We start from the raw sequence: 25,287 nt of genomic DNA on the forward strand, positions 1-25,287 counted from the left end.
GTGAAGCAAGACCATCAGCGCGAGCGAGGACGTCAACAGCACCATCAGCGCCGACAGCCTGTCCAGAACCAGCACAATGCCAAAAGGCGCAGGCCAATCCCCCAGACTATAAATATGCGTGTCCCCATCCGCCGCGAGCGCAACCAGGCCAAGCGAAACCGCAAGCAGCACTACAGTTCCAAAGGTCGATGCGACCCGCGCCAGAACGATGTCATAGCGCATGACAAAGCCGATGATCGGCGCAAGCAGTGCCGGCAGGACAACCGGGATGATGATCCAGTGACTCATCATTGGGCAACGTCCTTTTCCGCTTCGGTTTCGTCAATGTCGATCTCATCACTATCGGCCTCAAGAAAGGCCCCCAATGAAATCATGACCAGAACCGCCGTCATCCCGAACGAGATCACAATGGCTGTCAGCACCAAAGCTTGTGGCAGAGGATCTGTGTAGCTGGCCTCTCCGTATTTCGACAGGATCGGCGACATGTCGATGGCCAGCCTTCCGCTTGAGAACAGGAACACATTGACCGCGTATGACAAGAGCGCGAGTCCAAGGATAACCGGAAACGTTCTGAGCCGGAGCAGCAGATACACGCCACCAGCGGTCATTGTTCCGATTGCGGATGCGACAAGAATTTCCATATCAGGTGGACTCCGGACCGTCATCAACCCGGTTGGCCGGGTCGTAGTCCATAGCGGTGACATTCACAGTACTACCGGCGTAACGGGCAATCCGCGACAAGCTGTAAAGCATCAGCATGACCGCCCCTAGAACCGTCAGGAACACACCAAGGTCAAATAGCATCGCCGTCGCAATCTCGAACTCTTCGATCGGGGGCAAATGGATATAGGTGAAGGCGCTGGTCAGGAACGGTCGCCCGACAACCCAGGCCCCAGCGCCAGTCAGGCCGGCGATGATCACGCCAAAGCCAATCATCGTATGGTACTCGATCCTCTGGCGATCCTGAGTCCAGGCAAAACCTGACGCCATATATTGCATCAACAGGGCAATCGCGACGACAAGACCCGCCACAAATCCGCCTCCCGGTTCATTGTGACCGCGCAGGAAGATGAAAATCCCGACCAGCAGGGCAATCGGCATCAGAACGCGGGTGACAACAACCATCATCAGCGGGTGACGATCCTGCGAAATGTCCTTGGAATAATCCGTGTTCCGCAGACGCCGCGCCGCAGGGCCATCAAGCAGGGCATGCATCACTGCATAGATCACGAACCCCGCAATCCCCAGCACGATGATTTCGCCATAGGTGTCATATCCCCGGAAATCCACAAGGATCACGTTCACGATATTGGTGCCGCCGCCGCCTTCGTAACTGTTGGCGACATGGAAGGACGAGATCGTCGATATATCCCGCTGCATAAAGGCGAAGGCCAGACCACCAACACCAAGGCCCGCAGCCACGGCAATCACGCCATCCCGTATTTTCAAGCCAACAGGACTTTCCTTTGGTGTGGTTTTTGGCAGGAAGTGAAGCGCCAGCAACAACAGCATGATGGTCACTGTCTCAACCGAAATTTGCGTCAGCGCGAGGTCAGGCGCGGACATGTACACAAAACCACCTGAAATGGTCAGGCCGATGATCCCGATCAGAACCAGCGCACGGAACCGGTGATGGTGCATTGTCACGACCGAAATCGTTGCCACGACCAGCATGATCCACCCGACAGCGATTACCACCGGAACCGGCAATAGGCCCCGCGTCGGCTCTGACAGACTACCGCCAGAAAAGGCGATTGCACCCAGCACGACAGACGTCACCGTGAAGATCGCAAGGTACCGGCTGATCGCGCCGTTATGTGTGCCACTCGTGAACCGGCCCGTCGCCGCCACAAGACCTGCGACAAGGCGGTCAAAGATCGCTTTCGCTTCGGGCCTTGGTGTCTTGATCCACGCCCGATCGAGTGGTCCATGCAGCGCAAGCAGGACAGCACCTCCGATGACCGCGATCACCGACATGTAAAGCGCCGGTGTCACCCCGTGCCAAATCTTGAGATGCGGATGCAGATCGGCCCCCGTCACGGCGCTTGCCGCTGCGGTCACAATGCCCTCGGCAAGGAACGGCATGACCCCGATCAGAACAACCAGAACCACCAGCAAGGCAGGCGCCGCCCAAAGACCAAAGGGGGGATCGTGCGGCTTGGCCGGGTAGTCGTCCCGGATGGGCCCCAAAAACACATGTTTGATAAAGCGGAAAGAATAGGCGACCGAAAGAAGCGCGCCGATGGTTGCCATCACCGGCACCGCATAGACACTTCCTGCCCAATAGGTGTGCGATGCCTCTTCCAGCATCATCTCTTTCGACAGGAAGCCGTTGAACAAGGGAATGCCCGCCATCGACAAGGCTGCAACCGTGCCAATCAGGAACGTCAGCGGCATCAAATGGCGCAAGCCGCCCAGCCGTTTGATATCACGGGTATGGGTTTCATGGTCAATGATCCCGGCGGTCATGAAAAGAGCCGCTTTAAAGGTCAAATGGTTGATAATGTGAAAGACAGCAGCAACCGCAGCAGCCTCGGTCCCGAAGCCAAGAAGCATGGTCAGCAGGCCGAGATGACTGACCGTCGAAAAGGCGAGCAGCGCCTTCAGGTCGTCCTTGAACAACGCAATCAGCGCGCCCAGCACCATTGTCACCAAACCGGTGGTCGCCACGATGTAAAACCACGCATCCGTGCCGGACAGAACCGGCCACATCCGTGCCATCAGGAACACACCCGCCTTCACCATCGTGGCCGAATGCAGGTACGCCGAAACCGGCGTTGGCGCGGCCATCGCGTGTGGCAGCCAGAAATGGAACGGAAATTGCGCCGACTTGGTGAACGCGCCCAAGAGGATCAGGATCAGCGCAGGCAGATACCAGTCAGACGCGCGGATCGCATCGCCAGCCTGCAGAATATCGGTCAGGTTGTAGCTGCCCACGATATTGCCCAGGATCAGCATCCCGCCAATCATCGCCAAGCCGCCCGCTCCTGTCACCGCTAGCGCCATGCGCGCACCCTGACGGCCTTCTGGCAGGTGTTTCCAGTAGCCAATCAGAAGGAACGACGACAGCGATGTCAGTTCCCAGAAGACCAGCAGCAGCAGGATATTGTCAGATAGGACAATCCCAAGCATCGCCCCCTGAAACAGCAGCAAATAGGTGTAGAACTGGCCGACCGGATCTTCGCCGGACAAATAGAAGCGCGCATAAAGCGTGATCAACAATCCGACACCAAGGATCATGCAGGCAAAAAGCAGGCCAAGCCCGTCGAGGAAAAACGACGCCGACAAACCCAACTGCGGCAGCCAGTCAACTTCGACCGTGATCGTCTCTCCGTTCATCACGGCAGGCGCAAGACTAAGCAGGAGGATCAGGGCGAGCGCGGTGGGAAGGGCCGTGAATGACGCGCAGGCATTCCGCCCGGCACGAATCATAACTCCGGGAACAAGCGCACCGAGGAACGGCAACAAAGCTATGAGAAAAAGAAGGGTGCCTGATGTGCTCATGTTACCTGCTAGTCCAACCCGAAATGCCTCGAAGCGCAATATCGTTAAATTCAGGCGATGTAAAAGCGTAGGTGCAGGCGTCGCAGAGCATTTGTGGCGTTACAGGTGATTTTGGCGGTCGCACCCTGTCGCTGCCAAGGGATGCAGAGCACCCGCAGAACGGTTTCCGGGCAGCAAAGCTGCCCGGAATTCCCTGTTACGCTGCCAGATCGAAACGATCCGCATTCATGACCTTGGTCCAGGCCGCCACGAAGTCGCGCACAAACTTTTCGCCGTTGTCGTCCTGTGCGTAAACTTCCGCATAGGCCCGCAGGATCGAGTTGGAGCCGAAAACCAGATCGGCGCTGGTTGCTGTCCACTTGACGTCGCCGGTCTTGCGGTTGCGGATTTCGTAGGTTCCGTCTTCCACCTGGTGCCAGCTATAGGTCATGTCGGTCAGGTTGACGAAAAAGTCATTCGTCAACTGGCCTTCTCGGTCCGTGAAGACACCGTGCTTGTTGCCACCGTGGTTGGTGCCAAGCATCCGCATGCCACCGACCAGAACAGCCATCTCCCGCGCCGTCAGACCCAGAAGCTGTGTCTTGTCCAGCATCAACTCTTCCATCGAAACGGCGTACTTTTCCTTCTGGAAGTTGCGGAAGCCGTCGACGAGCGCCTCAAGAACCTCAAAGCTCTCGTGATCCGTCATCTCGTCCGTCGCATCACCACGTCCCGGTGCAAAAGGCACGTCGATAGTGTGACCCGCAGCCTTGATGGCCTGTTCCAGACCGACATTGCCGGCAAGAACGATAACGTCCGCCACAGACGCACCGGTCTCAGAGGCAATCGGCTCAAGGATTCCCAGCACTTTCGCCAGACGCTCGGGTTCGTTTGCAGCCCAGTCCTTTTGCGGTGCAAGGCGGATTCGGGCACCATTGGCGCCGCCCCGCTTGTCGGAGGCCCGATAGGTGCGCGCGCTGTCCCATGCGGTGGCAATCATTTCCGCAGCACTCAGCCCGCTATCCGCGATCTTTGCCTTGACGGCGTCCACATCGTAGGACGTGCTGCCTGCCGGAATAGGATCCTGCCAGATCAGGTCTTCTTGCGGCACGAACGGGCCGTGGTAGTTGACCCTCGGACCCATGTCGCGGTGGGTCAGCTTGAACCAGGCGCGCGCAAACGTGTCAGCGAAATACTCGGGATCGGCACGGAATTTCTGACAAATCTCATTGTAGACGGGGTCAACCTTCATCGCCATGTCGGCATCGGTCATGATCGGATTCCGACGCACCGACGCATCGGTGGCATCGACCGGCTTCTTGTCTTCAGGCATATCGACCGGTTCCCACTGCCAGGCACCAGCGGGGGATTTTGCCAACTTCCATTCATAGCCGAAGAGGTAATCGAAATACCCCATGTCCCATTGTGTCGGATGCTGGGTCCAGGCGCCTTCGATACCGGAGGTAAACGCATTGGCCGCCTTGCCATCAAGGCCAGGGTTGTCCCACCCGAAACCCTGAGTGTGAACCGGGCAGCCTTCGGGCGCGTCACCGATAGCATCGACAGCCCCACGACCATGCGCCTTGCCGACGGTATGTCCGCCACAGGTCAGTGCCGCGGTTTCCTCGTCGTTCATCGCCATGCGCTTGAACGTCTCGCGCACATGCAACGCTGTTCGTGCGGGATCGGGTTCACCGTTCACGCCTTCGGGATTCACATAGATGAGGCCCATGTGAACAGCGGCGAGCGGATTGTACATCGTTGCCGGTTCATCAAGGTCGCCATAGCGTTCCTCGGACGGGGCCAGCCACTCTTCCTCGACACCCCAGTTCACATCTTCCTCGGGAGCCCAGACGTCTTCGCGGCCAAAGCCGAAACCAAAGGTCTTGAGACCCATTGATTCGTAAGCGACCGTACCCGACAGGACGATAAGATCACCCCAGGACAGCGCGTTACCGTATTTCTTCTTCACCGGCCAAAGCAGACGGCGCGCCTTGTCGAGGCTCGCGTTGTCTGGCCAGGAGTTCAGCGGCGCGAAACGGATGTTGCCGGTGGCGGCGCCACCACGACCGTCGCCCATGCGATACGACCCGGCCGAGTGCCATGCAAGGCGGATCATCAACCCACCGTAGTGACCCCAATCCGCAGGCCACCAGTCCTGACTTTCGGTCAGAAGCGCCTTCACGTCTTCCCGAACAGCGTTGAAATCAAGCGCCTTGACGGCTTCACGGTGGTTGTACTCGGGGTCCATCGGGTTGGTCCGCGCACCATGCTGGTGCAGGATCCCCAGGTTCAACGCGCTTGGCCACCATTTGGTGACGCTGTTTCCGGTGCCGGTGTTTCCACCGTGCATGACGGGGCAGCCCCCTTTTGGATCGATGTTGTTACCGTCCATGGTCGTTCTCCTTAGCAGTGAATCAGTCAAATCATCAGCTTGATCTAGAATCGTTCTAACCACGCATTTCAATAAATTCCAATTGGATATTTAAAAGGGTGTGATAAGTTATTCTAATGATAGGACTGACTTTGAAACAGCTTCGATATTTCGATGCGCTGGCGCGCCATCAGCATTTTGGCCGCGCTGCTGAGGCCTGCTCAATTTCGCAGCCCGCTTTATCCCTGCAAATCAAGGAGCTTGAAATCATGTCCGGCGCACCATTGGTTGAACGGGGCGCGCGCAGTATACGTCTGACAACCGTCGGAGAGGATTTCATTCGCAAGACGCGCGAAGTACTTGTCGCGGTCGATGAACTTGAAGACCTGATCCGCGCCTCGAAGGGTCCGCTTTCAGGGCGGTTCCGGCTTGGCGTGATTCCAACTGTCGCTCCATACCTGCTGCCCGCGACGATTACGGCCCTGTCAGCGCAATTCCCCGAGATTGATCTGGAACTGCGGGAATCCGTAACCAAATCTCTGGTCACAGACCTGATGGACTCTCGTCTTGATGCCGCGATTGTCGCGCTTCCAATCTCGGAGCCGGCGTTGCGCGAATTTGCCCTGTTCAAGGAAGACTTCCTTCTGGTGCGCCCTTTACAGGATGCCGCCAAACCGGTTCCCAGCCCCGAGATGCTCAAATCCATGCGTCTGCTTCTTCTGGAAGAAGGCCATTGCTTTCGCGATCAAGCCCTTTCCTTCTGCGAGATCACAAAGGCACAGCCGCGACAGCTCATGGAGGGCAGTTCCCTTTCGACTTTGGTACAAATGGTCGGAGCAGGCATGGGCGTCACGCTGATCCCCGAAATGGCGCTGCCGCTTGAGACCCGTTCCGCAAACGTCTCTATCGCCCGGTTCCCGCCACCGCGCCCGACCCGCACCATCGGTATGGTCTGGCGCAAGTCAAACCCCTTGTCTGATCAACTCATGCAGGTTGGCGCCATCGTGCGCGGAGTCGGACAACAGGTCAGCGATTGAAACGGGCAAATTGGCGCTGAATCCTCGCTGCTGCATTAATGACTCACTCGCTCAAAAACACACGCGCCCATCGTCGTTGTCTTGCGAGATAGAAAATCGTGCGACACGCTCAAATTATGGGCGTTTTGAAAACATTCGGATATGCCACAGTCGTGACCGTCCTCGCGGCCACCGCAGCGACGCCAGGTGAAAGCCTTTTGCACCGGGTTACAGAATGCATAGGTCGCCTGTCCGCGCAGATTGAACACAACTGGCTTTTCCCGGAAACACCGACAGATCAGATCGAAACACAGCGCGCGCATCTGGTCGACATCCTTGACGCTCTTGTCACACCCGAAACGTTGACGCACAGTCTTGCTGCCCGGATAGATGCCAAGATGGCTCACGCCGCGTTACTGTCGCAGGCAACTTTTGCACAGGATCAGAGAACTGCAAACTGGGCGCAGAAGCGTGCATCACAAGAACTCGTAAACTGCGATCACATCCTGCTCAAGCGCCCGCCCACCGTTCCGGTCTTGTCCGCACCAAACCGGCGCGAACCGGGCAGCGCGGTGAATCAGGACACATGGCAGGCATCGCAATAGCGTTTGCGTTTCCGCTGCGGCGCCCAAAAAACAGACATAACCGAATTTTGCGCCTAAAACATGTGCGTTCCCTCGGGCCGAACGCTCCGCAATGTCCGAGTCTGTTCCTGCCAGGAAAATCTACAGCCTAGATACCCGCGGCTGATGCTCACCATCAGTTGATAGCGTGCGATGAAGCCGGCCGTTCAACTCCAGGCTCCACCGCACTCCGCAATAGACTTGCGTCAGCGATATCTGGGGCCCAGCACTGCTCTTGGCAACCTCCGCGGCGCAAAACGTACAAAGGACGTTTGCACAATGTCGATGAAATTCCTCAGCACCACGGCAGCTGCCGCGCTTGTTGTTTCCACGCTGCCTGCATTTGCACAGGATGTCAGCTGCCCCATCAAAGTGGGTGTGCTGCACTCTCTGTCTGGTACAATGGCCATTTCCGAAACCACGCTCAAAGACACAATGGAGATGCTGGTCGATATCCAGAATGAAAAGGGCGGATTGCTTGGATGCGAACTCGAAGCAGTTGTTGTCGATCCGGCATCCGACTGGCCACTCTTTGCTGAAAAGGCCCGCGAGCTTCTCACCGTTCAAGACGTTGATGTGATCTTCGGATCCTGGACATCAGTGTCTCGCAAATCCGCCCTTCCGGTTCTGGAAGAACTCAACGGCCTGATGTTCTACCCGGTGCAGTATGAAGGTGAAGAAAGCTCGAAGAACGTGTTCTACACCGGCGCCGCACCAAACCAGCAGGCGATCCCGGCGACGGATTACTTCCTCGAAGAACTTGGTGTCGAAAAGTTTGCGCTTCTCGGCACAGACTACGTCTATCCGCGCACCACGAACAACATTCTCGAAGCCTACCTGAAGGACAAGGGCATCGCGGAAGAAGACATCTTTGTGAATTACACACCGTTCAGCCATTCCGACTGGTCCAAGATCGTCGCGGATGTCGTGGCGTTGGGTGCCGATGGCAAGAAGGTCGGCGTGATCTCGACGATCAATGGCGACGCAAATATCGGGTTCTACAAGGAACTGGCCGCAGCGGGCATTTCCGCCGATGACATCCCGGTTGTCGCCTTCTCTGTCGGTGAGGAAGAACTCTCCGGTCTCGACACCACCAACCTTGTCGGCCACCTTGCGGCGTGGAACTACTTCCAGTCGGCAGATACCCCCGCCAACGAAGAGTGGGTTACAGCATGGAAAGCCCGTATGGGTGACGACCGCGTGACCAACGACCCGATGGAAGCACATTACATCGGCTTCAACATGTGGGTAAACGCCGTGACCGATGCAGGCACCACGGATGTGGATGCCGTTCGCACCGCGATGTACGGTCAGGAATTCCCGAACCTGACTGGCGGCACGTCGGTGATGTTGCCGAACCATCACCTCGCCAAGCCGGTTCTGATCGGCGAGATCACCGCGGATGGCCAGTTCGACATCATCAGCCAAACCGAGGAAGTGCCGGGCGATGCCTGGACAGACTTCCTGCCGGAATCGGCGGTTCTCAAGTCCGACTGGGCTGAACTTGGCTGCGGCATGTACAACACCGCAACCAGCACCTGTGTGCAGATCAAGTCCAACTACTGATCCAAAGCGGTGCGTGGGAAACCACGCACCCTACCCCCACCCCAAGTAGGGTGTGTGCTTGCATGCACCGAACAATACGGATGCTCTGATGCTGCGCCTTGTCGCCGTTCTTCTAACCTGCCTCAGCCTGATGACCCCAGCCACGGCGCAACAGGCCGAGGCTCCGATCCAGCAGATCCTGCAAACCCATAGCGAGATCCTTCTGAAAAGTTCGCGCAGCTCGATAGGTCCGGCGATTGACGCGCTTGCCAATTCCGGCCTGCCTGCGGCCCAGCTTGCGCTGGACAAATGGCAGAACAAGGAGATGTGGATCGACGAGGAGACCGGCTTGTTCGTCTATGCCGAAGAAGTCGACCGCGACACGCTTCGTATTTTCGATTTCGCCGACGGAGCAGAGATTGGTGAAGTACCGGACGACAATTTTGACCAACTCAAACCCAATTCCGGCATCCGGGGTCTCATTGCCACTGCACTGGTGCAGTTCCAACTTAGCGACCCCGACCCCGACACGCGCCGCCGCGCCTTGGATGCGATCGAACGCGGCGCAGAGGAAAGCCATCTTGCCGCGCTCCGCGCCAGCCTGACCTCGGAAACCGAAGTAACGATCCGCGCGCGGAAAGAACGTCTCGAGCGCCTTCTGACCATCCGCTACGGCGAAACCAACGAAGAACGTATCACCGCGATTCAAAGCTTTGATGGCGATTTGGGTGTCGATGTGCGCGCTGCGCTGAACCCCTTGATGGCCGTCCGTGTCGAAGCTGCCGAAACGCTGCCTGACGCCGCCGATATTGGTCGGGTTCTGGAACCCGGCAGCGAGTCTTTCCCCCGCGATGAGGCTTACGCGTTGCTCGTCCGGGCAGACCTCGCCAAACCACGCATCAGCCGCGAAGACCAACGCAATGCGTTGGTTTCCAATATCTCGGAAGGCCAGATCGCGGGTATCCAGGTCGCCACGCTCGATAGCGAAGCGGCCCGCGACATGGCGTATGCGGCGCTTGCCGAACAAGGCACCGTCAGCGCCGTCGCCACAGAAACCGAAGTGGATGACCGGATTGCCAACCACGTTTTCTACGAACGATACATCGGCGCGCCACCCGAGGTGGTTGCGGCCGCACAACTGGCGCTCAAGGCAATCGAGAACAAGGTCGCGCTCAATCAGGCGTTCGATCTGGGCCTCGACGCGCTGTCGCTTGCATCTATCTATTTCCTTGCTGCCATCGGCCTTGCCATCACCTTTGGCGTGATGGGCGTCATCAACATGGCACATGGCGAATTCATCATGATGGGCGCATATACCGGGTACGTCGTGCAGCTCTTCATCCCCGACTACACCCTGTCGATCATGGTCGCGATCCCGCTAGCTTTTGCCGTGACCTTCGGTGCGGGTGTCGCGATGGAGCGGCTGGTGATCCGGTGGTTGTATCATCGCCCGTTGGAAACGCTTCTGGCGACTTTCGGCATTTCGATCGCCCTGCAACAGCTGGCCAAGAACATCTTTGGTACACAGGCGCGCCCACTGACCGCACCCGGTTGGCTGGATGGATCGCTGGTCATCAACGACATCGTGTCGATCAGCTATATCCGCATCGCGATCTTCGTTCTGGCGCTTCTCTTCCTTGCATTGTTCCTTTTCGTGATGAACCGCACACGGTTGGGGCTGGAGGTGCGCGCGGTCACGCAGAACCCGCGTATGGCGGCGTCGATGGGAATCAATCCCGACAAGATCAACATGCTGACCTTCGGCTTCGGCTCGGGCATCGCGGGCATCGCTGGTGTTGCCATCGGTCTTTACGCCAAGGTCACGTCCGAGATGGGCAGCGACTATATCGTGCAGTCTTTCATGACTGTCGTGGTCGGCGGAGTCGGCAACATCTGGGGCACGCTTCTGGGGGCCACGATGGTTGGATCGCTGCAAAAGGGCATCGAATGGCTGAACCCGTCGAACACGCTGGCGGCACAGACCTACATGATCCTGTTCATCATCCTCTTCATTCAATTCCGGCCCAAAGGCATCATCGCCCTCAAGGGCCGCGCGGCAGAGGCATGAGACTATGCATTTTCGCTGCCTTCGGCACCGACCCGCGTGGGGGCCAGCCCCCACACCCCCGAGGTATTTGGAGCCCAAAGAAGCAGAAAGGACCGCGCAATGAGTGATGTTGCTATCGGTTCAACGCGCCAGCCCTTCGCACTCCGCTTTCCGTCGGTGATGATCTTTCTTGCGCTCCTTGCGCTCTTTACCGTCGGGGTCACGATCCTGTCCGAAGGCTTTGGGGTGGGCGTCATCTCGACCAGCTTCATCAAGACGCTGGGCAAGACGCTTTGCCTGTGCCTCGTCGCCCTCGCCATGGACCTCGTCTGGGGTTATTGCGGTATTCTGTCGTTGGGGCACATGGCGTTCTTCGGCCTTGGCGGCTACGCCATCGGCATGTGGTTGATGTATGCCCGGACCGAGATCATCGTTCTGGAAAGCCTTGCAGCCGCTCCCTTGCCTCCGACACCGCAGGAAATCTCTGATGGCATCGCAAGCCAGATTTTCGGCGTTGTCGGCGCATCGGAATTCCCGCCGATCTGGGCCTTTGCCCATTCCCTGCCCTTGCAACTGGCTGCCGTGGTGCTGGTCCCCGGCCTTCTTGCGCTGGTCTTCGGCTGGCTCGCCTTTAGAAGCCGGGTCACTGGCGTCTACCTGTCGATCCTGACACAGGCGATGACACTGGCGCTGTCGCTTCACCTCTTTCAGAACGACAGCGGCTTGCGCGGCAACAACGGGCTGTCGGGCCTGCAAAACCTGCCCGGTCAATCGGACGTGTCGCAGGATATCGTGTCGCTTTGGTTCTTCTGGGCCTCTGCCCTTGCCCTCGCCCTCGGCTACATGCTGTGCGCCTGGGTTGTCTCGGGCAAGTTCGGGTCTGTCATCCGCGCCATCCGCGATGACGAAGCCCGCGTGCGGTTCCTGGGTTACCCGGTCGAGGCGTTCAAACTTGCGATCTTCACGCTTACCGCGGTGATCGCGGGGATTGCGGGCGCGCTTTACTACCCGCAGGCCGGCATCGTGAACCCGGCTGAAATCGCGCCCATAGCGTCGATCTACCTTGCCGTCTGGGTCGCCATCGGCGGGCGCGGGCGCTTGTATGGCGCGGTGATCGGCGCAGCCTTCGTGTCCTTGTTGTCCACATGGTTCACAGGCGGACAAGCCCCCGACATCAATCTCGGGTTCTACACGATCAACTGGGTCGACTGGTGGACGGTCCTGTTGGGCCTGTCCTTTGTCTGCGTGACGCTTTTCGCGCCCAAGGGCATCGGCGGGCTGGTCGATATCCTGATCGACCGCAAGAACCCCAGCCGACACGGAGCTGACCTTGGCCCGGACCAGGGCGCGTTGCGCGAACAGGAGGCCGAGAAATGAAAACGCTTCTTGAAGTCTCCGGCGTGTCCGTGTCCTTTGACGGGTTCAAGGCGATCAACAACCTGTCCTTCCAGATCGCCGATGCCGAACTGCGCGCGGTGATCGGGCCAAACGGCGCGGGCAAAACCACGTTCATGGACATCATCACCGGCAAGACCCGGCCCGACGAAGGGCGCGTCATGTATGGCGACCGGGGCGACAGCCTGCTCAAGATGTCCGAAAGCAAGATCGCGCAGGCTGGAGTGGGCCGCAAGTTCCAGCGTCCCACCGTGTTCGAGGATCAAAGCGTTTTTGACAACCTGATGATGGCTCTCAAGAAAACGCGCGGTCCGCTTGCCGTGCTTTTCTTCAAGCCCTCGCTGGAGGATAACGACAAGGTGGCCGACCTTGCCAAACAGATCGGACTTTCCGGCGCGCTGCATCGCAAGTCCGGCGAGTTGAGCCACGGCCAGAAGCAATGGCTCGAAATCGGCATGTTGCTGGCACAGGATCCGCGCCTTTTGCTGGTCGATGAACCCGCCGCCGGCATGACGCCAGCCGAACGCGAACACACGACCGACATTCTGCGCGAGGCGGCAAAGACTCGCGCCGTTGTCGTCGTCGAACACGACATGGAATTCGTGCGCCGTCTGAATTGCAAGGTGACGGTCCTGCACGAAGGGTCGGTGCTGGCTGAAGGCTCGCTCGACCATGTGACGAAAAACGAACAGGTGATCGAGGTGTATCTTGGCCGATGAAGTCCTCCGCACAAGCGGTCTGACCCTGCATTACGGGGGCAGCCAGATTCTCAACGGGATCGACATGTCCGCCAACAAGGGCGAAATCACCTGCGTGATGGGCACAAATGGCGTCGGCAAGACGTCGCTGCTCAAAGCCGTATCCGGCACGCATGCCTATTCCAGCGGCACGCTGTCGCTGAACGGTGAGGAAGTCAAATCGGCAAGCGCCCATGCGCTTGCCCAGAAGGGTGTCGCCTATGTCCCGCAAGGGCGCGATATCTTTCCGCTGCTGACTGTGCGCGAGAACCTCGAGACAGGGTTTGCGTGCCTGCCGAAATCAGACCACCGGATCCCCGACCACATCTTCGAACTGTTCCCGATCCTCAAGGATTTCCTCAACCGTCGTGGGGGTGATCTCTCGGGTGGTCAGCAGCAACAGCTCGCCATCGCGCGTGCGCTGATCACGAAACCGAAGCTTCTGCTGCTGGATGAACCCACCGAGGGCATTCAGCCCAACATCATCCAGCAAATCGGCCGCGTGATTGCTCTCCTGCGCGAACAGGCCGACATGGCCATCGTGCTGGTCGAGCAGTATTTCAGCTTTGCCTACGATCTTGGCGACCGCTTCTACGTTTTGGAACGCGGCGCGGTGAAGATGAGCGGGCCAAAGGCGGATCTTGATCGAGACGCGTTGCTGGCCGGGGTGTCGGTCTAAGCGATCTCAGCCCGCGGTTGCAACTCCGGATGCGATGCTTCCAGCCTGTTCCAGCGGCGCGCCTGACCGCGAGAATGCGACAGCCGCACCCACCAGCAGTTGAAGCGCATCGAACAGCGGTGCCTTGGCCTCGATTTCCTTCGCCAAAAGCGAAAACTCCGTGCAACAGATGCAGATGACATCAGCCCCGTCAGCGACCATCTGGGTACAAATGTCCGACAGAGTGTGCGCAGCAAATTCGGACGGACCCTGCGCCTTGATCGACCGGATCGTGGCAAGCATCCGGCCCTGTTCACTGGCGTAGACAGGATTTAAATCAACCTTGGCCAAAGCCGCCTCGAAAACACCGACCTGCTGCAACGCGGGTGATCCCAGCAGTCCGACCATACCACCAGGCGCAATGCGCGCCGCTTCGGCACAGGCCATGTCGACCATGTTCAGAAACGGCTTGTCCGTGGCCTCTGTCACCTGATCCGCGTAGAAATGTGCAGTGTTGCACGGCATGACGAGCGCTTCTGCGCCTGCCCCGACCAACCCCTTGGCCATCTGCGCCAAAACTGGGCCGGGGTCTTCTCCACCACCCTCAAGAATGGCCTTGATGCGTGACGGCACCTGCGTGTTGTTGTCCACCACCAACGGGATGTGATCGGCGTCGTCGCGCGCCTGCACGGCATCCACGACCTGCTGCATGAAATAGATCGTCGCTTCGGGGCCCATGCCCCCCAGAACACCAATCTTCCGCATCACGCCGCTCCTTTTTTCTGGGCTTGCCCTAGCACATGCACAAGGATCTCCGCCACATGGGCGCAATCCTCAAGGCTAAAGGTCAAGGGGATGCGCATGTCCAGCAAACCGGCAAGAATGGCATCTGTTTCAGGCAAATCCTGCGCCGCGATGTAGCGCCAGCTTTGATGGTTCGATGTGAACCCAACCGGGCTGTCCGCGCCGAACCACTTGAGTTCGACTCCAAGGGACTTTGCGTTTGCCACAACCTGTCGCATCGTCTCTGCGCTGGCTTCTGGCACCAGAAACTGGAACGACGATCCGACATACTGCTCTTGCTTGGGGCGGTTTGGCACATAGACACCAGACACCCCGCGCAAGCGGTCCGCCACCAGATCATGCCGCGCGTTCCAGCGGTCGATATTCGTCTCTAGACCGCCCAATTGGGTCAAAAGGATGGACGCCCGAAGGTTGTCCATACGACCCGACATGTTCGGCGTGTCCAGACGGATGTCGCGGAAGATTTCTGGTTTCGGCGCGGCTCCGTGCTGATCGTAAAGCATGTACGACCCGGACAGCATGATCGCCCGCGCCATGAATTCAGGATCATCCGAAGTGAGGAAGCCACCTTCGCCGGAATTCATGTGTTTGTAGGTCTGGGTCGAAAAGCATCCGGCGATGCCAAAACTGCCGGACCTGGTCCCGTTCCAAGCAGCGCCCATCGTATGAGCGCAATCTTCGATCAGCGGCACGTCATAACGATCCAGAAGCGCAACCAACGCATCCATATCGCACAGATGCCCGCGCATGTTCGACAAGAGCAATACCTTCGGTGTGGTCGCTTTGATCTTTGCCTCAAGGTCGTCCAGATCAAGTATCAGATCAGGGGTGATCTCGACCAACACCGCTTCTGCGCCGACCCCCGCAATTGCGCCGGGCACCGGGGCCAGAGTGAACCCGTTGGTCAGGACGGTATCGCCAGCACCAACGCCGAGCGCACGCAAAGCAGTCGCCATCGCATAGCCGCCAGATGTGCAGGCAAGACAGTATGCCGATCCCTGATAGGCCGCAAATGCGGCTTCGAGCTCGGCCACAGGGCCAAGCTCGTCACCAACCGTATTGTACCGATGCAACCGACCAGACCGGAGCACATCCACAGCGGACGAAATCGCGTCCTCTGGGATAGGCTCTTGCTGCGTAAAGCTACCGGTGAAAGGCTTCATGGATGCTTATTCTGCCGCCATGCTTGGCGCATCATAGTCAAACGCTGCGGTATATCCGAACAACGCCACACCCCCACCGGTGTGAATAAACACGATGTTCTCGTCACCCTTGAACGCACCTTTGCGCACGAGGTCAATCAGACCCGCAGCGCCTTTGCCCGAATACACGGGATCAAGCAGGATACCTTCCAGACGCGCAAACATCTCGATGGCGGCCAAACCTTCCTTGGTCGGGATACCGTAGCCCTGACCAACATAATCGGTGTTCGCCTCGACATCTTCTCGCGCAACAACACCCGGGCAGCCCAGCTTTTCGGCGGTCTTGACGGCAAGGTTATAGACGTTCTCTTCCTGCTTTGGCTTGGGCGCACGCACCCCGATGCCCAGAAGCGGAATATTGGCGTTGATCGCCTTCAGACCGACGATCAGACCGGCCTGCGTGCCTGCGCTGCCCGTGGCGTGAACGATGCGGTCGATCTTGAGACCCATGTTGTTGGCTTGCGTGACCAGTTCCATCGCGGCGTTGGCATAACCCAGCGCGCCAGTTGCGTTCGATCCACCACCAGGAATGGTGTAAACGTTGCGCCCTTCGGCCCGGAATTTTTCCGCAACGGTTTCCATCTCGGCATTCATGTCGAGACCGGAACCGGGCCACTTTTCGGCAGTCGCACCGTGCAGGAAGTCCAGAAAGACGTTGCCGTTCATGTTGTAGTTCGGGTCATTCGACCCGGTACGATCCTCAAGAAGGATATGGCAGTCGATGCCAAGCTTGGCCGCACAGGCCGCTGTCTGACGCGCATGGTTGGATTGCGTCGCGCCCTGCGTGATGACCAGATCGGCCCCCTGCGCCTGCGCTTCGGCCATCAGGAATTCCAGCTTGCGTGTCTTGTTGCCACCTGTGGACATGCCGGTGCAATCATCCCGCTTGATCCAGATACGCGGGCCTCCAAGTTCTTTGGACAAACGATCCATCGGCTCCAGAGCGGTGGGCAAATGAGCAAGGTTTACGCGGGGGAATCGGGAGAAGTGCATTGAGGCGTCCTTTGATTGGGTTGCGGTATCAATTCTGCATGTTACCGGCCTCGTCAAATAGAAAAACCGGTGTTATTATGCACATCTCGCATAATGAGGCCTTGAATGCGCATAGACTGGATCGAAGATCTTGTGGCCCTGCTCGACAGTGGCGGCGTTGCCGATGCCGCCCGCTTGCGAAATGTAACACAACCGGCCTTTTCCCGCCGCATCAAAGTTCTGGAAGACGTGTTGGGGATCGAGGTGATCGACCGCAGCGTCAAACCCAGTGGTCCGTCCCCCATCCTGCGCGACCGCGAAACAGAGCTGCGAAAACTGGCAACCGAGATGCGGCTTCTGCTTTCCGATATGCGGCAGGAACACAGCACCGGCCTGCGCCAACTGGTCATCGCAAGTCAGCACGCGATCACCACATCGCTGGGCACGCAAATCGTCAATTCGGTTGCGAAACCCAGCCGCACCCATATCCGCCTGCGCTCTGCCAATCGCGACGAATGCGAGACATTGCTGATCCGCAGACAGGCTGCGATTTCCCTGACCTACCGGATCAAATCCGAACCCGTTTCGGAATTGCCCTCATTCCTGACCGAAGCTGTCATCGGCTCCGAAACCCTGATCCCGGTTTGCAGCGCGGATCACGCCGGCGCTCTCATGGCCCAGTTTGAGGGCGGTGCCTTGCGGATCATCGGCTACCCGGCAGATGTGTTCCTTGGCGCAGCTGTCACGCGCTACATCCTGCCCGCGATTGAAGGGCGGTGCGCGGTGAGCATTGTCACCGAAACCGGTTTGTCCACTGCTGCGCTGCAACTGGCGCAATCCGGGCTCGGCGTTGCCTGGGTGCCCGAGGCGCTGGCGCGACCTGCCTTGGATCGACATGAATTGACGGATTTGCAGGACGGCCTGGGCGGCATCGACATGGATCTTGTTGCGCAAAGATGGGCAACCACATCAAATCCGGCCATTCTGGACGCGTGGACTCGACTGACCACGGCTCTTTGAGACCACCGGCCTGAGTAGACCCTCGGTAGTCGCGGCAATCGACCCATTTGCCGATCTCACAAAAGCAAAACGCCCCGCCAAGATGGCGGGGCGTTTCGGTTTCGAATGCTGGGGCTTACGCCATCCACCACCGTTCGGCCATCCGGCCATTGTCCATCTGCCAAAGATTCCCGACGGTATCGCCATTGGCGACCTTGTTGGAAATCGCTTGAACATAGTTGGCGAACATCGGGATGATGACCCCGCCATCGTCCCGCAGGATCTGCTGCATCTCGAAATACATTTCGCGACGCTTGTTGCTGTCCAGCTCGGCGCGGGCAGACAGCAAGAGCTCCTGGAAGCGCGGTTCGTCCCACTGCGTGTCGTTCCAAGGCACACCGGCCTCGTAAGCAGTGGCAAACATCCAGTCTTCTGTCGCACGACCCGAGAAATACGACGCACAGAACGGCTTTTTCAACCAAACGTTCGACCAATAGCCATCCGCCGGTTCCTGCACCACGTTGATGTTGATGCCCGCGCCTTTCGCCGAAGCCTGATAAAGCTGGGCTGCATCGACAGCGCCATTGAAAGCCGCATTTGACACGTTGAGGTCGATGTTGAGTTCGGTCAGACCCGCTTCCTTGAGGTAGAACTTGGCCTTGTCCATGTCATAGGTCAGCGGCTCCATTTCGGAATTGAAATACTGGTTGGCGGGGCCGATCGGCGTATCGTTGCCAACCATACCGTGACCCAACAGGATCTTGTCCACCAGTTCCTGACGGTTGATGCCGTACTTAAGCGCGCGGCGGACGTTCACGTCCGTGAACGGATCAACTTTTGTCAGCATCGGGAAGGTATAGTGCTGGTTGCCCGTCACTTCCTGAATACGGATCATCGGGTTCGCCTTGAGAAGCGCTTCGGTCTTGAAGTCGATGCGGTTGATCGCATCCACCTGACCGGTCATCAGCGCGTTCATCCGCGCCGTTGAATCGTTGATGGCAATGTATTCCAGCTCATCAAAGAAGCCTGCGCTGTCGCCCTTGTAGTGGCTGGCGACGCGGCGCGCGGTCATGCGCACACCCGGTTCGAACGATGTCACTTCGTAAAGACCTGTGCCGATGCCCTTGGCAATCGCCTCTTCGATCTGACCCGCAGGGTACATCAGCAGGTGATAATCGGACATCAGGTATGGGAAGTCGGCATTTCCGGCTTCAAGCGTGAACTGAACCTGATGCTCACCGGTTTTCTTCATCTCGCTGATGGCGGCGACAATAGGTTGTGCCGCAGATTTCGCGCCTTCAGCGACGTGCAGTTGCAGGGATTCGATCACATCATCCGCGCCGAATGACTTGCCGTTGTGAAAGGTCACGCCCTGACGCAGGTTGAAGGTCCAGGTCTTGGCGTCCGGGGTCGCCTCCCAATCGGTGGCCAGTTCGCCGACCAGCGATCCATCCGCCGCGATTTCGGTCAGGCTGTCGAACACCGCACCCTGCGCACAAGAGATCATATAGAGGTCAGAGTGGGTCCGACCATCCCAACTGTCCGACGTGTTTGCGCCGTTCAGACCGGCACGCAGACGGCCGCCGCGTTTCGCCTGGGCAAACACCGGCAGGCCGCTGGCCGCCAATACACCGGCAGCAGCACCGGTGCGAAGTAATCCACGTCTTGAAATACGAGTCATTGTCGTCTCCCTGTGTTTACGAGCGGTCTCAGGCCGCCTGACAGTCCTTCATGGACCGATTCTCATGACATCTTATCAACTGCAGCGTCGCCGATGTTATCAACTCCGCGTTCGTTAAGCAGATTGGTGAGCCAGTCCGGGTCCATTTCGGGGACCGAACTGAGCAATAGGTCAGTATAAGCGTGATGCGGCGGCACGAACATCTCTTGTTTCGGTCCTTGCTCCACCACCTCACCGTCTTTCATCACCACCACTTCGTCCGCGATGGCTTTGACCGTCGCGAGATCATGCGTGATGAACATATAACTGAGTTTGAGGTCGTCCTGAAGCCGCGCAAGCAGTCGCAGGATACCTTCCGCAACAAGTTGGTCCAAAGCGCTCGTCACTTCATCACAAATGATGAACCTGGGTTCGGCAGCAAGCGCGCGTGCAATGCCGATGCGCTGTTTCTGACCACCCGAAAGCTCACCAGGAAGACGGTTGAAATACTGGTCCGCTGGCAACTCGATCTCGTCAAGCAACTCTTCCACACGCTTGCGCTTGGCCTTGCCTGTCAGGCCCATGTAAAACTGTACCGGGCGGCCGACGATTTCTCCGATGGTCTTGCGCGGATTGAGCGCGGTATCGGCCATCTGGTAGATCATCTGGGCTTGCCGAAGCTGATCCTTGTTGCGCTGCTTGTAATTCGCCGGAAGCGATTGACCGTCGAATTGGATCACACCCTTGGTTGGCGGCAAAAGGCCGGTGATACAACGTGCCGTGGTGGACTTTCCCGATCCGGATTCGCCGACAACCGCAACGGTGCGGCCTTCGTGGATATCAAAACTGACATCGTGCAGCACAGGAATCTTGCCATAAGAGGCAGAGACATTCTGTACCGAAACCACCGGTGTCGCGCGGGTGTGTATCGCAGGTTTCTGCGGTCGTTCAAATGCGCGCACGGCCCACAGGCTTTTGGTGTAGTCTTCTTTCGGTGTCGACAGCATGGTGCGTGTGTCGGCCTCTTCGACCTCGTCGCCTTTCAGCAGCACTTTGATCCGGTCGGCCATCTGCGCCACGACCGCAAGATCATGCGTAATGTAGATTGCGGCGGTATCGAACTGTTCCACGATATCCCGGATCGCGGCCAGCACTTCGATCTGCGTTGTCACATCCAGCGCCGTGGTTGGCTCATCGAAAATGATCAGGTCAGGGCGGCACGACATCGCCATCGCCGTCATCGCGCGCTGAAGCTGTCCCCCCGAGACCTGATGCGGATACCGAAATCCGATCTCTTCGGGATTGGGCAGACGCAGACGACGATAAAGGTCGACGGCATCTTCGGCACTTTCGGCACGGCTCATGATGTGATGCTGAACCGGGCCTTCGGTATGCTGGTCAATCAATTTATGCGCAGGGTTAAAGCTTGCTGCGGCAGACTGGGCGACATAGGCGATGCGTTTGCCAAGCAGATCACGCTTCTTTGCAGCAGAGGCCTTGAGCAGGTCGATCCCGTCGAACATGACAGAGCCTTTGGAAATGCGCACGCCATCACGTGTAAATCCCATCGCAGCAAGACCAAGGGTCGATTTGCCCGCGCCGGATTCACCGATCAGGCCAAGAACCTCGCCTTTGTTCAGATCAAGACTGACACCATTGATGATTGGCGACCACGTTTCATCGCTGCGGCCCTCCATCCAGATGTCGCGGATCTCGACAAGCGCGCTCATTCCTTCAACCCCGAACTTCTGTGCAGCATCCAGTCCACCACAAAGTTGACGCCAACCGTCAGCAACGCGATGGCGCCAGCCGCCAGCAGCGGCAAAGCAGCCGTCAGCGGCGAGAATGCGGCGAAGTTGATGAACTGGGCCGAGTCGCGCACCATCGTACCCCAGTCAGCCAAAGGTGGTTGAATACCCACACCAAGGAAGGACAGTGAGGCGATGGTCAGGAACACGAAACAGAACCGCAATCCGAATTCAGCCAGTAGCGGCGCAGTGGCGTTGGGTAGAATTTCCTTGAAGATCAGGTAGGACAAGCCTTCACCGCGCAATTTGGCCGCCTCGATATAATCCATGACCACGATGTTCAAACCCACCGCGCGGGCCAGACGAAAGACACGCGTGCTGTCGATCACGGCGATGATAAGAACCATGTAAACGGTCAACAGCCACCTTTCCGACCCGGCCCACGCGCTGGCGATGGTCATCAGCAGCAGCGCAAAGATCAGCGACGGAATCGCCATCAGAACATCCACAGCGCGGCTCAGCACCTGATCCAGCCAGCCCTGTAGCGTCGCCGCCAGAAACCCAAGCGATCCGCCAAGGAAAAACGCAAGGCAGGTTGTGATGAAAGCAATGCCAACGGTGTTCTGCGCGCCATAGATCAAACGGCTGAGCAGATCGCGCCCGATCTGGTCTGTTCCCAACGGATGCAACGGATCCCCACCTGTGGCCGCATTCCCTCCGGGAAGAACGTTAACCTTGGTGAAAATCTCCTCCTGACCATGAGGCGCCAGCCACACCGCAAAGATCGCGGTAAAGGAATAGAGGATCACCACCAGAACGCCAAAGCTTGCCGTTATCGGCATCTGGCGAAACAGCTTCTTGCTTCCTGCTGTCCCGACCGTCCGGCCCAGAAGGCGGAAAAGATAGGCCACGATGGTCGCAAGGATAAAGAATTGCACCGCCCAACGAAAAAACACGACCCCGGCATTCGGCACACCCGCATCGTTTTGCGTTGGCTGAAAGAAATACCAGACCGAGAACACCAAAAGGCTGGCGCCCAGCACATATCCAAACGCCACGGCAAACGGCATGTCCCGAAAGGTCGGCGCGTTTCCCGTGGCCTTTTGCCCGGCAAAACGCAGCACCCAGCCTCCAGCCGCAATCACCACCAACACGATGGCCAGTGTCAGAAGCATGCTCATTTCGGATGCCTCAGACGCGGATTGGACAAGATAGACATGATATCCGCCAACAGGTTGAGCATGATATATGCCGCCGCAAAGATCAGGCAGCAGGCCTGCACCACCGGGATGTCCCGGATTTTCACGCTGTCGACAAACAACTGACCGATGCCCGGATAGACAAACACCACTTCGACGACGACCACACCGGTGATCAAGTAGGCCAGGTTAAGCGCAACCACGTTGATGATCGGAGCCAACGCATTGGGAAGCGCATGTTTCACGATCACCCGCATCGGCGACATCCCCTTGAGTCGTGCCATTTCGATATAGGGTGACGCCAGCAGGTTGATGATCGCCGCGCGCGTCATGCGCATCATGTGGGCCGTCACGACCAACGTCAGGGTCAGCGCGGGCAACAGCGTTTTCTCAAGCCGCTCGCCAAATGACATCCCGTCAAAGATATTGGAAAGCGACGGAAGAACCGGGTTCAGCACGGCAAGGAACAGGATCAGAACATAGGCCAGAAAGAACTCAGGCGAAGAAATCGAAGTCAGCGTTGTCACATTGGTCGCCCGGTCAAAGACGGAATTGCGAAACAGCGCCGCAAGTATTCCAAGGGTCAGCGAAAACGGAACGGCTATGGCCGCCGTCACCGCCGCAAGGAACATTGTGTTTGCGAAACGCGGCGCGATCTGCTGGGCGACGGTTGTACGCACCCCGCTGTCAGCGCCAACAAAGCTGGCAAAGTTGGCCTGCGCAAAGGAATTGCCCAGATCGCTCTGAAGCGCGCCACCAAGCCACTCGAAATATCGCGCGACCGGCGGTTGATCTAGCCCCAGATCTCTCCGGATGGATTCAACGGCTGCGGGTGTTGCACCTTGCCCCAGAATGGCCTGTGCAAAATCTCCGGGAAGCAGGTTTACGGCTGTGAAAATGACAATCGACACAACAAAGAGCGTGAGAAGCCCAAGCGCAAGTCGTTGTAAAATGATTCGGATGACAGATTGCAACTTCTCGGCTTAACCTCGGTTCCCGTCAGAAACATAAGTTAACCACGGGGGCTACTGTGTAAACATCTAATAGCGCCCAAATTCTAAGAAGTTGAAATTTCGTCCATAATTCGAACAAGTTCTGCGCTGATACCGGGCTCGGAAAGCGCGTGACCCGCATTTCGGATCATGCGCAGGTCACATTCAGGCCAGACACGGGCCAGTTCCCACGCCCTCAGCGGCGGGCAAATCATGTCGTAGCGTCCCTGAACGATGGAACCGGGGATGCCCGACAGGCGATCCATGTTTTTCAGGATCCAGCCATCTTCTTCCAGAAAGCCGTTGTTGATGAAGTAATGGTTCTCCAGCCGCGCAAATGCGCGCGCATAATCACCCGGAGATTCCCCACCCGACCCGCTGGAATAAACCGACGCCAAGGCATTTTCCCAAGCCGACCATGCCCGCGCAAACCGCGTCTCGGTCCTCAGATCGCCGGAAAACAGGCGACGATGATAAGCACCGATCAGATCATCGCGCTCGTCCTCGGGGATCATGTCGACAAAGCGCGCCCATGTTTCCGGCCAGAATTGCCCAGCGCCGCCGCCATAGAACCAGTCCAGTTCGGCCCTTGTCATGGTGAACACGCCGCGCAAGACCAGGTGACGCACCCGGTCGGGATGACTGATGCCATAGATCAGGGCAAGCGTGGCACCCCAGCTGCCGCCGAAGACAATGAATTCGTCAATCTCCAGCGTCTCGCGGATCAGTTCTATATCCGCGACCAGATCCCACGTCGTGTTGTTCTTGACGCTCGCATGGGGCCGCGACCGCCCGCACCCCCGTTGATCGAACAGGACGACGCGAAACACCTTGGGATCAAAATACCGACGCATCGACGGGCTGCACCCACCGCCCGGTCCACCATGCAGCACGACCACGGGAATCCCGTTTTCCGCACCACATTGTTCGACATAGACAGTGTGCCCATCACCAACCGACAGCATACGCTGGTCATACGGGTCGATTGGGGGATAAAGGTACTGCACTGCGCGCTTATGGCTCGGGAATTTATCCATACCCAATCTATATTGGCAGCAAATACCAAAAGACCATGGGGAAATGTCTCATGACAGCCACGACAACCGTTGATCCGTCTGAAATCGCCAAGTTCGAGGCGATGGCCGCCGAATGGTGGGACCCCAACGGCAAATTCAAGCCGTTGCACATGATGAACCCGGTTCGGCTCGATTACATCACGTCACAGATCGCCGCCGAGTTTGACCGTGACCTTGGTCGGCCGCGGACGTTCGAAGGTCTGCGTGTTCTGGACATCGGATGCGGTGGCGGGCTTTTGTGCGAACCGATGGCCCGGCATGGCGCGACGGTCGTGGGTGTTGACGCCGGAGGCAGCAACATTCCGGTCGCTCAGGCGCACGCGCGGCAGTCCGGGCTCGAGATCGACTATCGGCACACAACAGCCGAAGCCTTGGCAGAGGCCAGCGAACAGTTCGACGTGATCCTGAACATGGAAGTCGTCGAACATGTGACCGATCCGTCGGCCTATCTGACGGCCTGCCAGCGCCTGCTGAAGCCCGGTGGGCTGCACCTGTGTTCAACGATCAACCGCAACGCCAAAAGCTTTGCTGCAGCCATTGTCGGTGCGGAATATGTAATGCGCTGGTTGCCCAAGGGCACCCACGACTGGGCCAAGTTCATCACGCCGGACGAATTGTACGATCTGCTGCGCCGGGCCGGGTTTGATCCCGTGGATCGCAAGGGATTCCAGTTCAATCCGGTGTCGTGGAAATGGAGCCTTTCTGACCGTGATCTGAGTGTGAACTATGTGACCGCCGCCCTGAAACCAGCCTGAGT

Annotated in this window: 20 protein-coding genes and 1 pseudogene; 9 read left to right on the forward strand and 12 right to left on the reverse strand. The window is 58.2% G+C overall.

All coding sequences use genetic code 11. The features are described from left to right. The 4 genes and pseudogenes from ACTIEN_RS08565 to katG all read right to left on the reverse strand — a co-directional run. A pseudogene (locus tag ACTIEN_RS08565) lies at positions 1 to 288 on the reverse strand (monovalent cation/H+ antiporter subunit D); the annotation flags it as partial. After that, on the reverse strand, positions 288 to 641 hold the full coding sequence (locus tag ACTIEN_RS08570; protein WP_439522710.1) for a Na+/H+ antiporter subunit C: 354 nt from the start codon (positions 639 to 641) through the stop codon (positions 288 to 290). The gene ACTIEN_RS08570 and the pseudogene ACTIEN_RS08565, both read right to left, overlap by 1 nt. A gap of 1 nt (position 642) precedes the next feature. Next, positions 643 to 3,504 carry a monovalent cation/H+ antiporter subunit A gene (locus tag ACTIEN_RS08575; protein ID WP_439522711.1) on the reverse strand — a complete coding sequence of 954 codons (2,862 nt, stop codon included), beginning with the start codon at positions 3,502 to 3,504 and terminating at the stop codon, positions 643 to 645. Positions 3,505 to 3,700: 196 nt separating this feature from the next. Then, positions 3,701 to 5,878: a catalase/peroxidase HPI gene (katG, locus tag ACTIEN_RS08580; RefSeq protein WP_439522712.1), complete on the reverse strand. Its 2,178-nt coding sequence runs from the start codon at positions 5,876 to 5,878 to the stop codon at positions 3,701 to 3,703. A gap of 116 nt (positions 5,879 to 5,994) precedes the next feature. Between katG and ACTIEN_RS08585 the strand changes: the two genes are divergently transcribed. The 7 genes from ACTIEN_RS08585 (at position 5,995) to urtE (ending at position 13,899) form a co-directional block, all read left to right on the forward strand. Continuing rightward, on the forward strand, positions 5,995 to 6,894 hold the full coding sequence (locus tag ACTIEN_RS08585) for a LysR substrate-binding domain-containing protein (protein ID WP_439522713.1): 900 nt from the start codon (positions 5,995 to 5,997) through the stop codon (positions 6,892 to 6,894). 152 nt (positions 6,895 to 7,046) lie between these two features. After that, positions 7,047 to 7,478 carry a hypothetical protein gene (locus ACTIEN_RS08590; protein ID WP_439522714.1) on the forward strand — a complete coding sequence of 144 codons (432 nt, stop codon included), beginning with the start codon at positions 7,047 to 7,049 and terminating at the stop codon, positions 7,476 to 7,478. A 297-nt stretch (positions 7,479 to 7,775) separates the two neighbouring features. Next, positions 7,776 to 9,062, forward strand: a complete 1,287-nt coding sequence (gene urtA, locus ACTIEN_RS08595) for an urea ABC transporter substrate-binding protein (protein ID WP_439522715.1) — start codon at positions 7,776 to 7,778, stop codon at positions 9,060 to 9,062. 88 nt (positions 9,063 to 9,150) lie between these two features. Further along, the gene (urtB, locus tag ACTIEN_RS08600) at positions 9,151 to 11,109 is read left to right on the forward strand and encodes an urea ABC transporter permease subunit UrtB (RefSeq protein WP_439522716.1); all 1,959 of its coding nucleotides are present in this window, start codon (positions 9,151 to 9,153) and stop codon (positions 11,107 to 11,109) included. Positions 11,110 to 11,208: 99 nt separating this feature from the next. Further along, entirely contained in the window at positions 11,209 to 12,465 is a 1,257-nt protein-coding gene (gene urtC, locus ACTIEN_RS08605) for an urea ABC transporter permease subunit UrtC (protein WP_439522717.1), read from the forward strand. Beyond that, on the forward strand, positions 12,462 to 13,202 hold the full coding sequence (gene urtD / locus ACTIEN_RS08610) for an urea ABC transporter ATP-binding protein UrtD (RefSeq protein ID WP_439522718.1): 741 nt from the start codon (positions 12,462 to 12,464) through the stop codon (positions 13,200 to 13,202). The genes urtC and urtD overlap by 4 nt, the downstream gene beginning before the upstream one ends. Next, on the forward strand, positions 13,192 to 13,899 hold the full coding sequence (gene urtE, locus ACTIEN_RS08615; protein ID WP_439522719.1) for an urea ABC transporter ATP-binding subunit UrtE: 708 nt from the start codon (positions 13,192 to 13,194) through the stop codon (positions 13,897 to 13,899). The genes urtD and urtE overlap by 11 nt, the downstream gene beginning before the upstream one ends. A 6-nt stretch (positions 13,900 to 13,905) precedes the next feature. On the opposite strand, the gene ACTIEN_RS08620 is transcribed toward urtE, so the two are convergent. Genes ACTIEN_RS08620 through ACTIEN_RS08630 form a run of 3 tightly spaced genes read right to left on the reverse strand, consistent with a single transcriptional unit; the run spans position 13,906 to position 16,877 of the window. Next, positions 13,906 to 14,643, reverse strand: coding sequence for an aspartate/glutamate racemase family protein (locus tag ACTIEN_RS08620; RefSeq protein WP_439522720.1), 738 nt, complete (start codon positions 14,641 to 14,643; stop codon positions 13,906 to 13,908). Next, on the reverse strand, positions 14,643 to 15,845 hold the full coding sequence (locus ACTIEN_RS08625) for a DegT/DnrJ/EryC1/StrS family aminotransferase (RefSeq protein WP_439522721.1): 1,203 nt from the start codon (positions 15,843 to 15,845) through the stop codon (positions 14,643 to 14,645). Before ACTIEN_RS08625 ends, ACTIEN_RS08620 begins: the two co-directional genes overlap by 1 nt. A 6-nt stretch (positions 15,846 to 15,851) precedes the next feature. After that, positions 15,852 to 16,877, reverse strand: coding sequence for a D-cysteine desulfhydrase (locus ACTIEN_RS08630; protein WP_439522722.1), 1,026 nt, complete (start codon positions 16,875 to 16,877; stop codon positions 15,852 to 15,854). A 105-nt stretch (positions 16,878 to 16,982) separates the two neighbouring features. Between ACTIEN_RS08630 and ACTIEN_RS08635 the strand changes: the two genes are divergently transcribed. Beyond that, positions 16,983 to 17,876, forward strand: coding sequence for a LysR family transcriptional regulator (locus ACTIEN_RS08635; protein ID WP_439522723.1), 894 nt, complete (start codon positions 16,983 to 16,985; stop codon positions 17,874 to 17,876). A 115-nt stretch (positions 17,877 to 17,991) separates the two neighbouring features. On the opposite strand, the gene ACTIEN_RS08640 is transcribed toward ACTIEN_RS08635, so the two are convergent. The 5 genes from ACTIEN_RS08640 to pip form a co-directional block, all read right to left on the reverse strand. Next, positions 17,992 to 19,536, reverse strand: coding sequence for an ABC transporter substrate-binding protein (locus ACTIEN_RS08640; RefSeq protein ID WP_439522724.1), 1,545 nt, complete (start codon positions 19,534 to 19,536; stop codon positions 17,992 to 17,994). Positions 19,537 to 19,598: 62 nt separating this feature from the next. Further along, positions 19,599 to 21,245 (reverse strand): ABC transporter ATP-binding protein, encoded by a 1,647-nt coding sequence (locus ACTIEN_RS08645; RefSeq protein WP_439522725.1) that lies wholly within the window; start codon positions 21,243 to 21,245, stop codon positions 19,599 to 19,601. Then, positions 21,242 to 22,444, reverse strand: a complete 1,203-nt coding sequence (locus tag ACTIEN_RS08650; protein ID WP_439522726.1) for an ABC transporter permease — start codon at positions 22,442 to 22,444, stop codon at positions 21,242 to 21,244. Before ACTIEN_RS08650 ends, ACTIEN_RS08645 begins: the two co-directional genes overlap by 4 nt. Beyond that, positions 22,441 to 23,436, reverse strand: a complete 996-nt coding sequence (locus ACTIEN_RS08655; protein WP_439522727.1) for an ABC transporter permease — start codon at positions 23,434 to 23,436, stop codon at positions 22,441 to 22,443. The genes ACTIEN_RS08650 and ACTIEN_RS08655 overlap by 4 nt, the downstream gene beginning before the upstream one ends. A gap of 83 nt (positions 23,437 to 23,519) precedes the next feature. Further along, entirely contained in the window at positions 23,520 to 24,491 is a 972-nt protein-coding gene (gene pip, locus ACTIEN_RS08660) for a prolyl aminopeptidase (protein WP_439522728.1), read from the reverse strand. A 50-nt stretch (positions 24,492 to 24,541) separates the two neighbouring features. Between pip and ubiG the strand changes: the two genes are divergently transcribed. After that, on the forward strand, positions 24,542 to 25,285 hold the full coding sequence (gene ubiG / locus ACTIEN_RS08665; RefSeq protein WP_439522729.1) for a bifunctional 2-polyprenyl-6-hydroxyphenol methylase/3-demethylubiquinol 3-O-methyltransferase UbiG: 744 nt from the start codon (positions 24,542 to 24,544) through the stop codon (positions 25,283 to 25,285). Positions 25,286 to 25,287 lie beyond the last annotated feature (2 nt).

Origin of the sequence: Marivita sp. (assembly GCF_051859345.1) — a bacterium.
GTDB lineage: Bacteria > Pseudomonadota > Alphaproteobacteria > Rhodobacterales > Rhodobacteraceae > Marivita.

Excerpts from the sequence above, each read along its gene's own strand:
- ACTIEN_RS08570 (WP_439522710.1), bottom strand. The coding sequence starts at position 641 with ATGGAAATTCTTGTCGCATCCGCAATCGGAACAATGACCGCTGGTGGC.
- ACTIEN_RS08575 (WP_439522711.1), bottom strand. The coding sequence starts at position 3,504 with ATGAGCACATCAGGCACCCTTCTTTTTCTCATAGCTTTGTTGCCGTTC.
- katG (WP_439522712.1), bottom strand. The coding sequence starts at position 5,878 with ATGGACGGTAACAACATCGATCCAAAAGGGGGCTGCCCCGTCATGCAC.
- ACTIEN_RS08585 (WP_439522713.1), top strand. The coding sequence starts at position 5,995 with ATGATAGGACTGACTTTGAAACAGCTTCGATATTTCGATGCGCTGGCG.
- urtA (WP_439522715.1), top strand. The coding sequence starts at position 7,776 with ATGTCGATGAAATTCCTCAGCACCACGGCAGCTGCCGCGCTTGTTGTT.
- urtB (WP_439522716.1), top strand. The coding sequence starts at position 9,151 with ATGCTGCGCCTTGTCGCCGTTCTTCTAACCTGCCTCAGCCTGATGACC.
- urtC (WP_439522717.1), top strand. The coding sequence starts at position 11,209 with ATGAGTGATGTTGCTATCGGTTCAACGCGCCAGCCCTTCGCACTCCGC.
- urtD (WP_439522718.1), top strand. The coding sequence starts at position 12,462 with ATGAAAACGCTTCTTGAAGTCTCCGGCGTGTCCGTGTCCTTTGACGGG.
- ACTIEN_RS08620 (WP_439522720.1), bottom strand. The coding sequence starts at position 14,643 with ATGCGGAAGATTGGTGTTCTGGGGGGCATGGGCCCCGAAGCGACGATC.
- ACTIEN_RS08625 (WP_439522721.1), bottom strand. The coding sequence starts at position 15,845 with ATGAAGCCTTTCACCGGTAGCTTTACGCAGCAAGAGCCTATCCCAGAG.
- ACTIEN_RS08630 (WP_439522722.1), bottom strand. The coding sequence starts at position 16,877 with ATGCACTTCTCCCGATTCCCCCGCGTAAACCTTGCTCATTTGCCCACC.
- ACTIEN_RS08635 (WP_439522723.1), top strand. The coding sequence starts at position 16,983 with ATGCGCATAGACTGGATCGAAGATCTTGTGGCCCTGCTCGACAGTGGC.
- ACTIEN_RS08640 (WP_439522724.1), bottom strand. The coding sequence starts at position 19,536 with ATGACTCGTATTTCAAGACGTGGATTACTTCGCACCGGTGCTGCTGCC.
- ACTIEN_RS08645 (WP_439522725.1), bottom strand. The coding sequence starts at position 21,245 with ATGAGCGCGCTTGTCGAGATCCGCGACATCTGGATGGAGGGCCGCAGC.
- ACTIEN_RS08650 (WP_439522726.1), bottom strand. The coding sequence starts at position 22,444 with ATGAGCATGCTTCTGACACTGGCCATCGTGTTGGTGGTGATTGCGGCT.
- pip (WP_439522728.1), bottom strand. The coding sequence starts at position 24,491 with ATGGATAAATTCCCGAGCCATAAGCGCGCAGTGCAGTACCTTTATCCC.
- ubiG (WP_439522729.1), top strand. The coding sequence starts at position 24,542 with ATGACAGCCACGACAACCGTTGATCCGTCTGAAATCGCCAAGTTCGAG.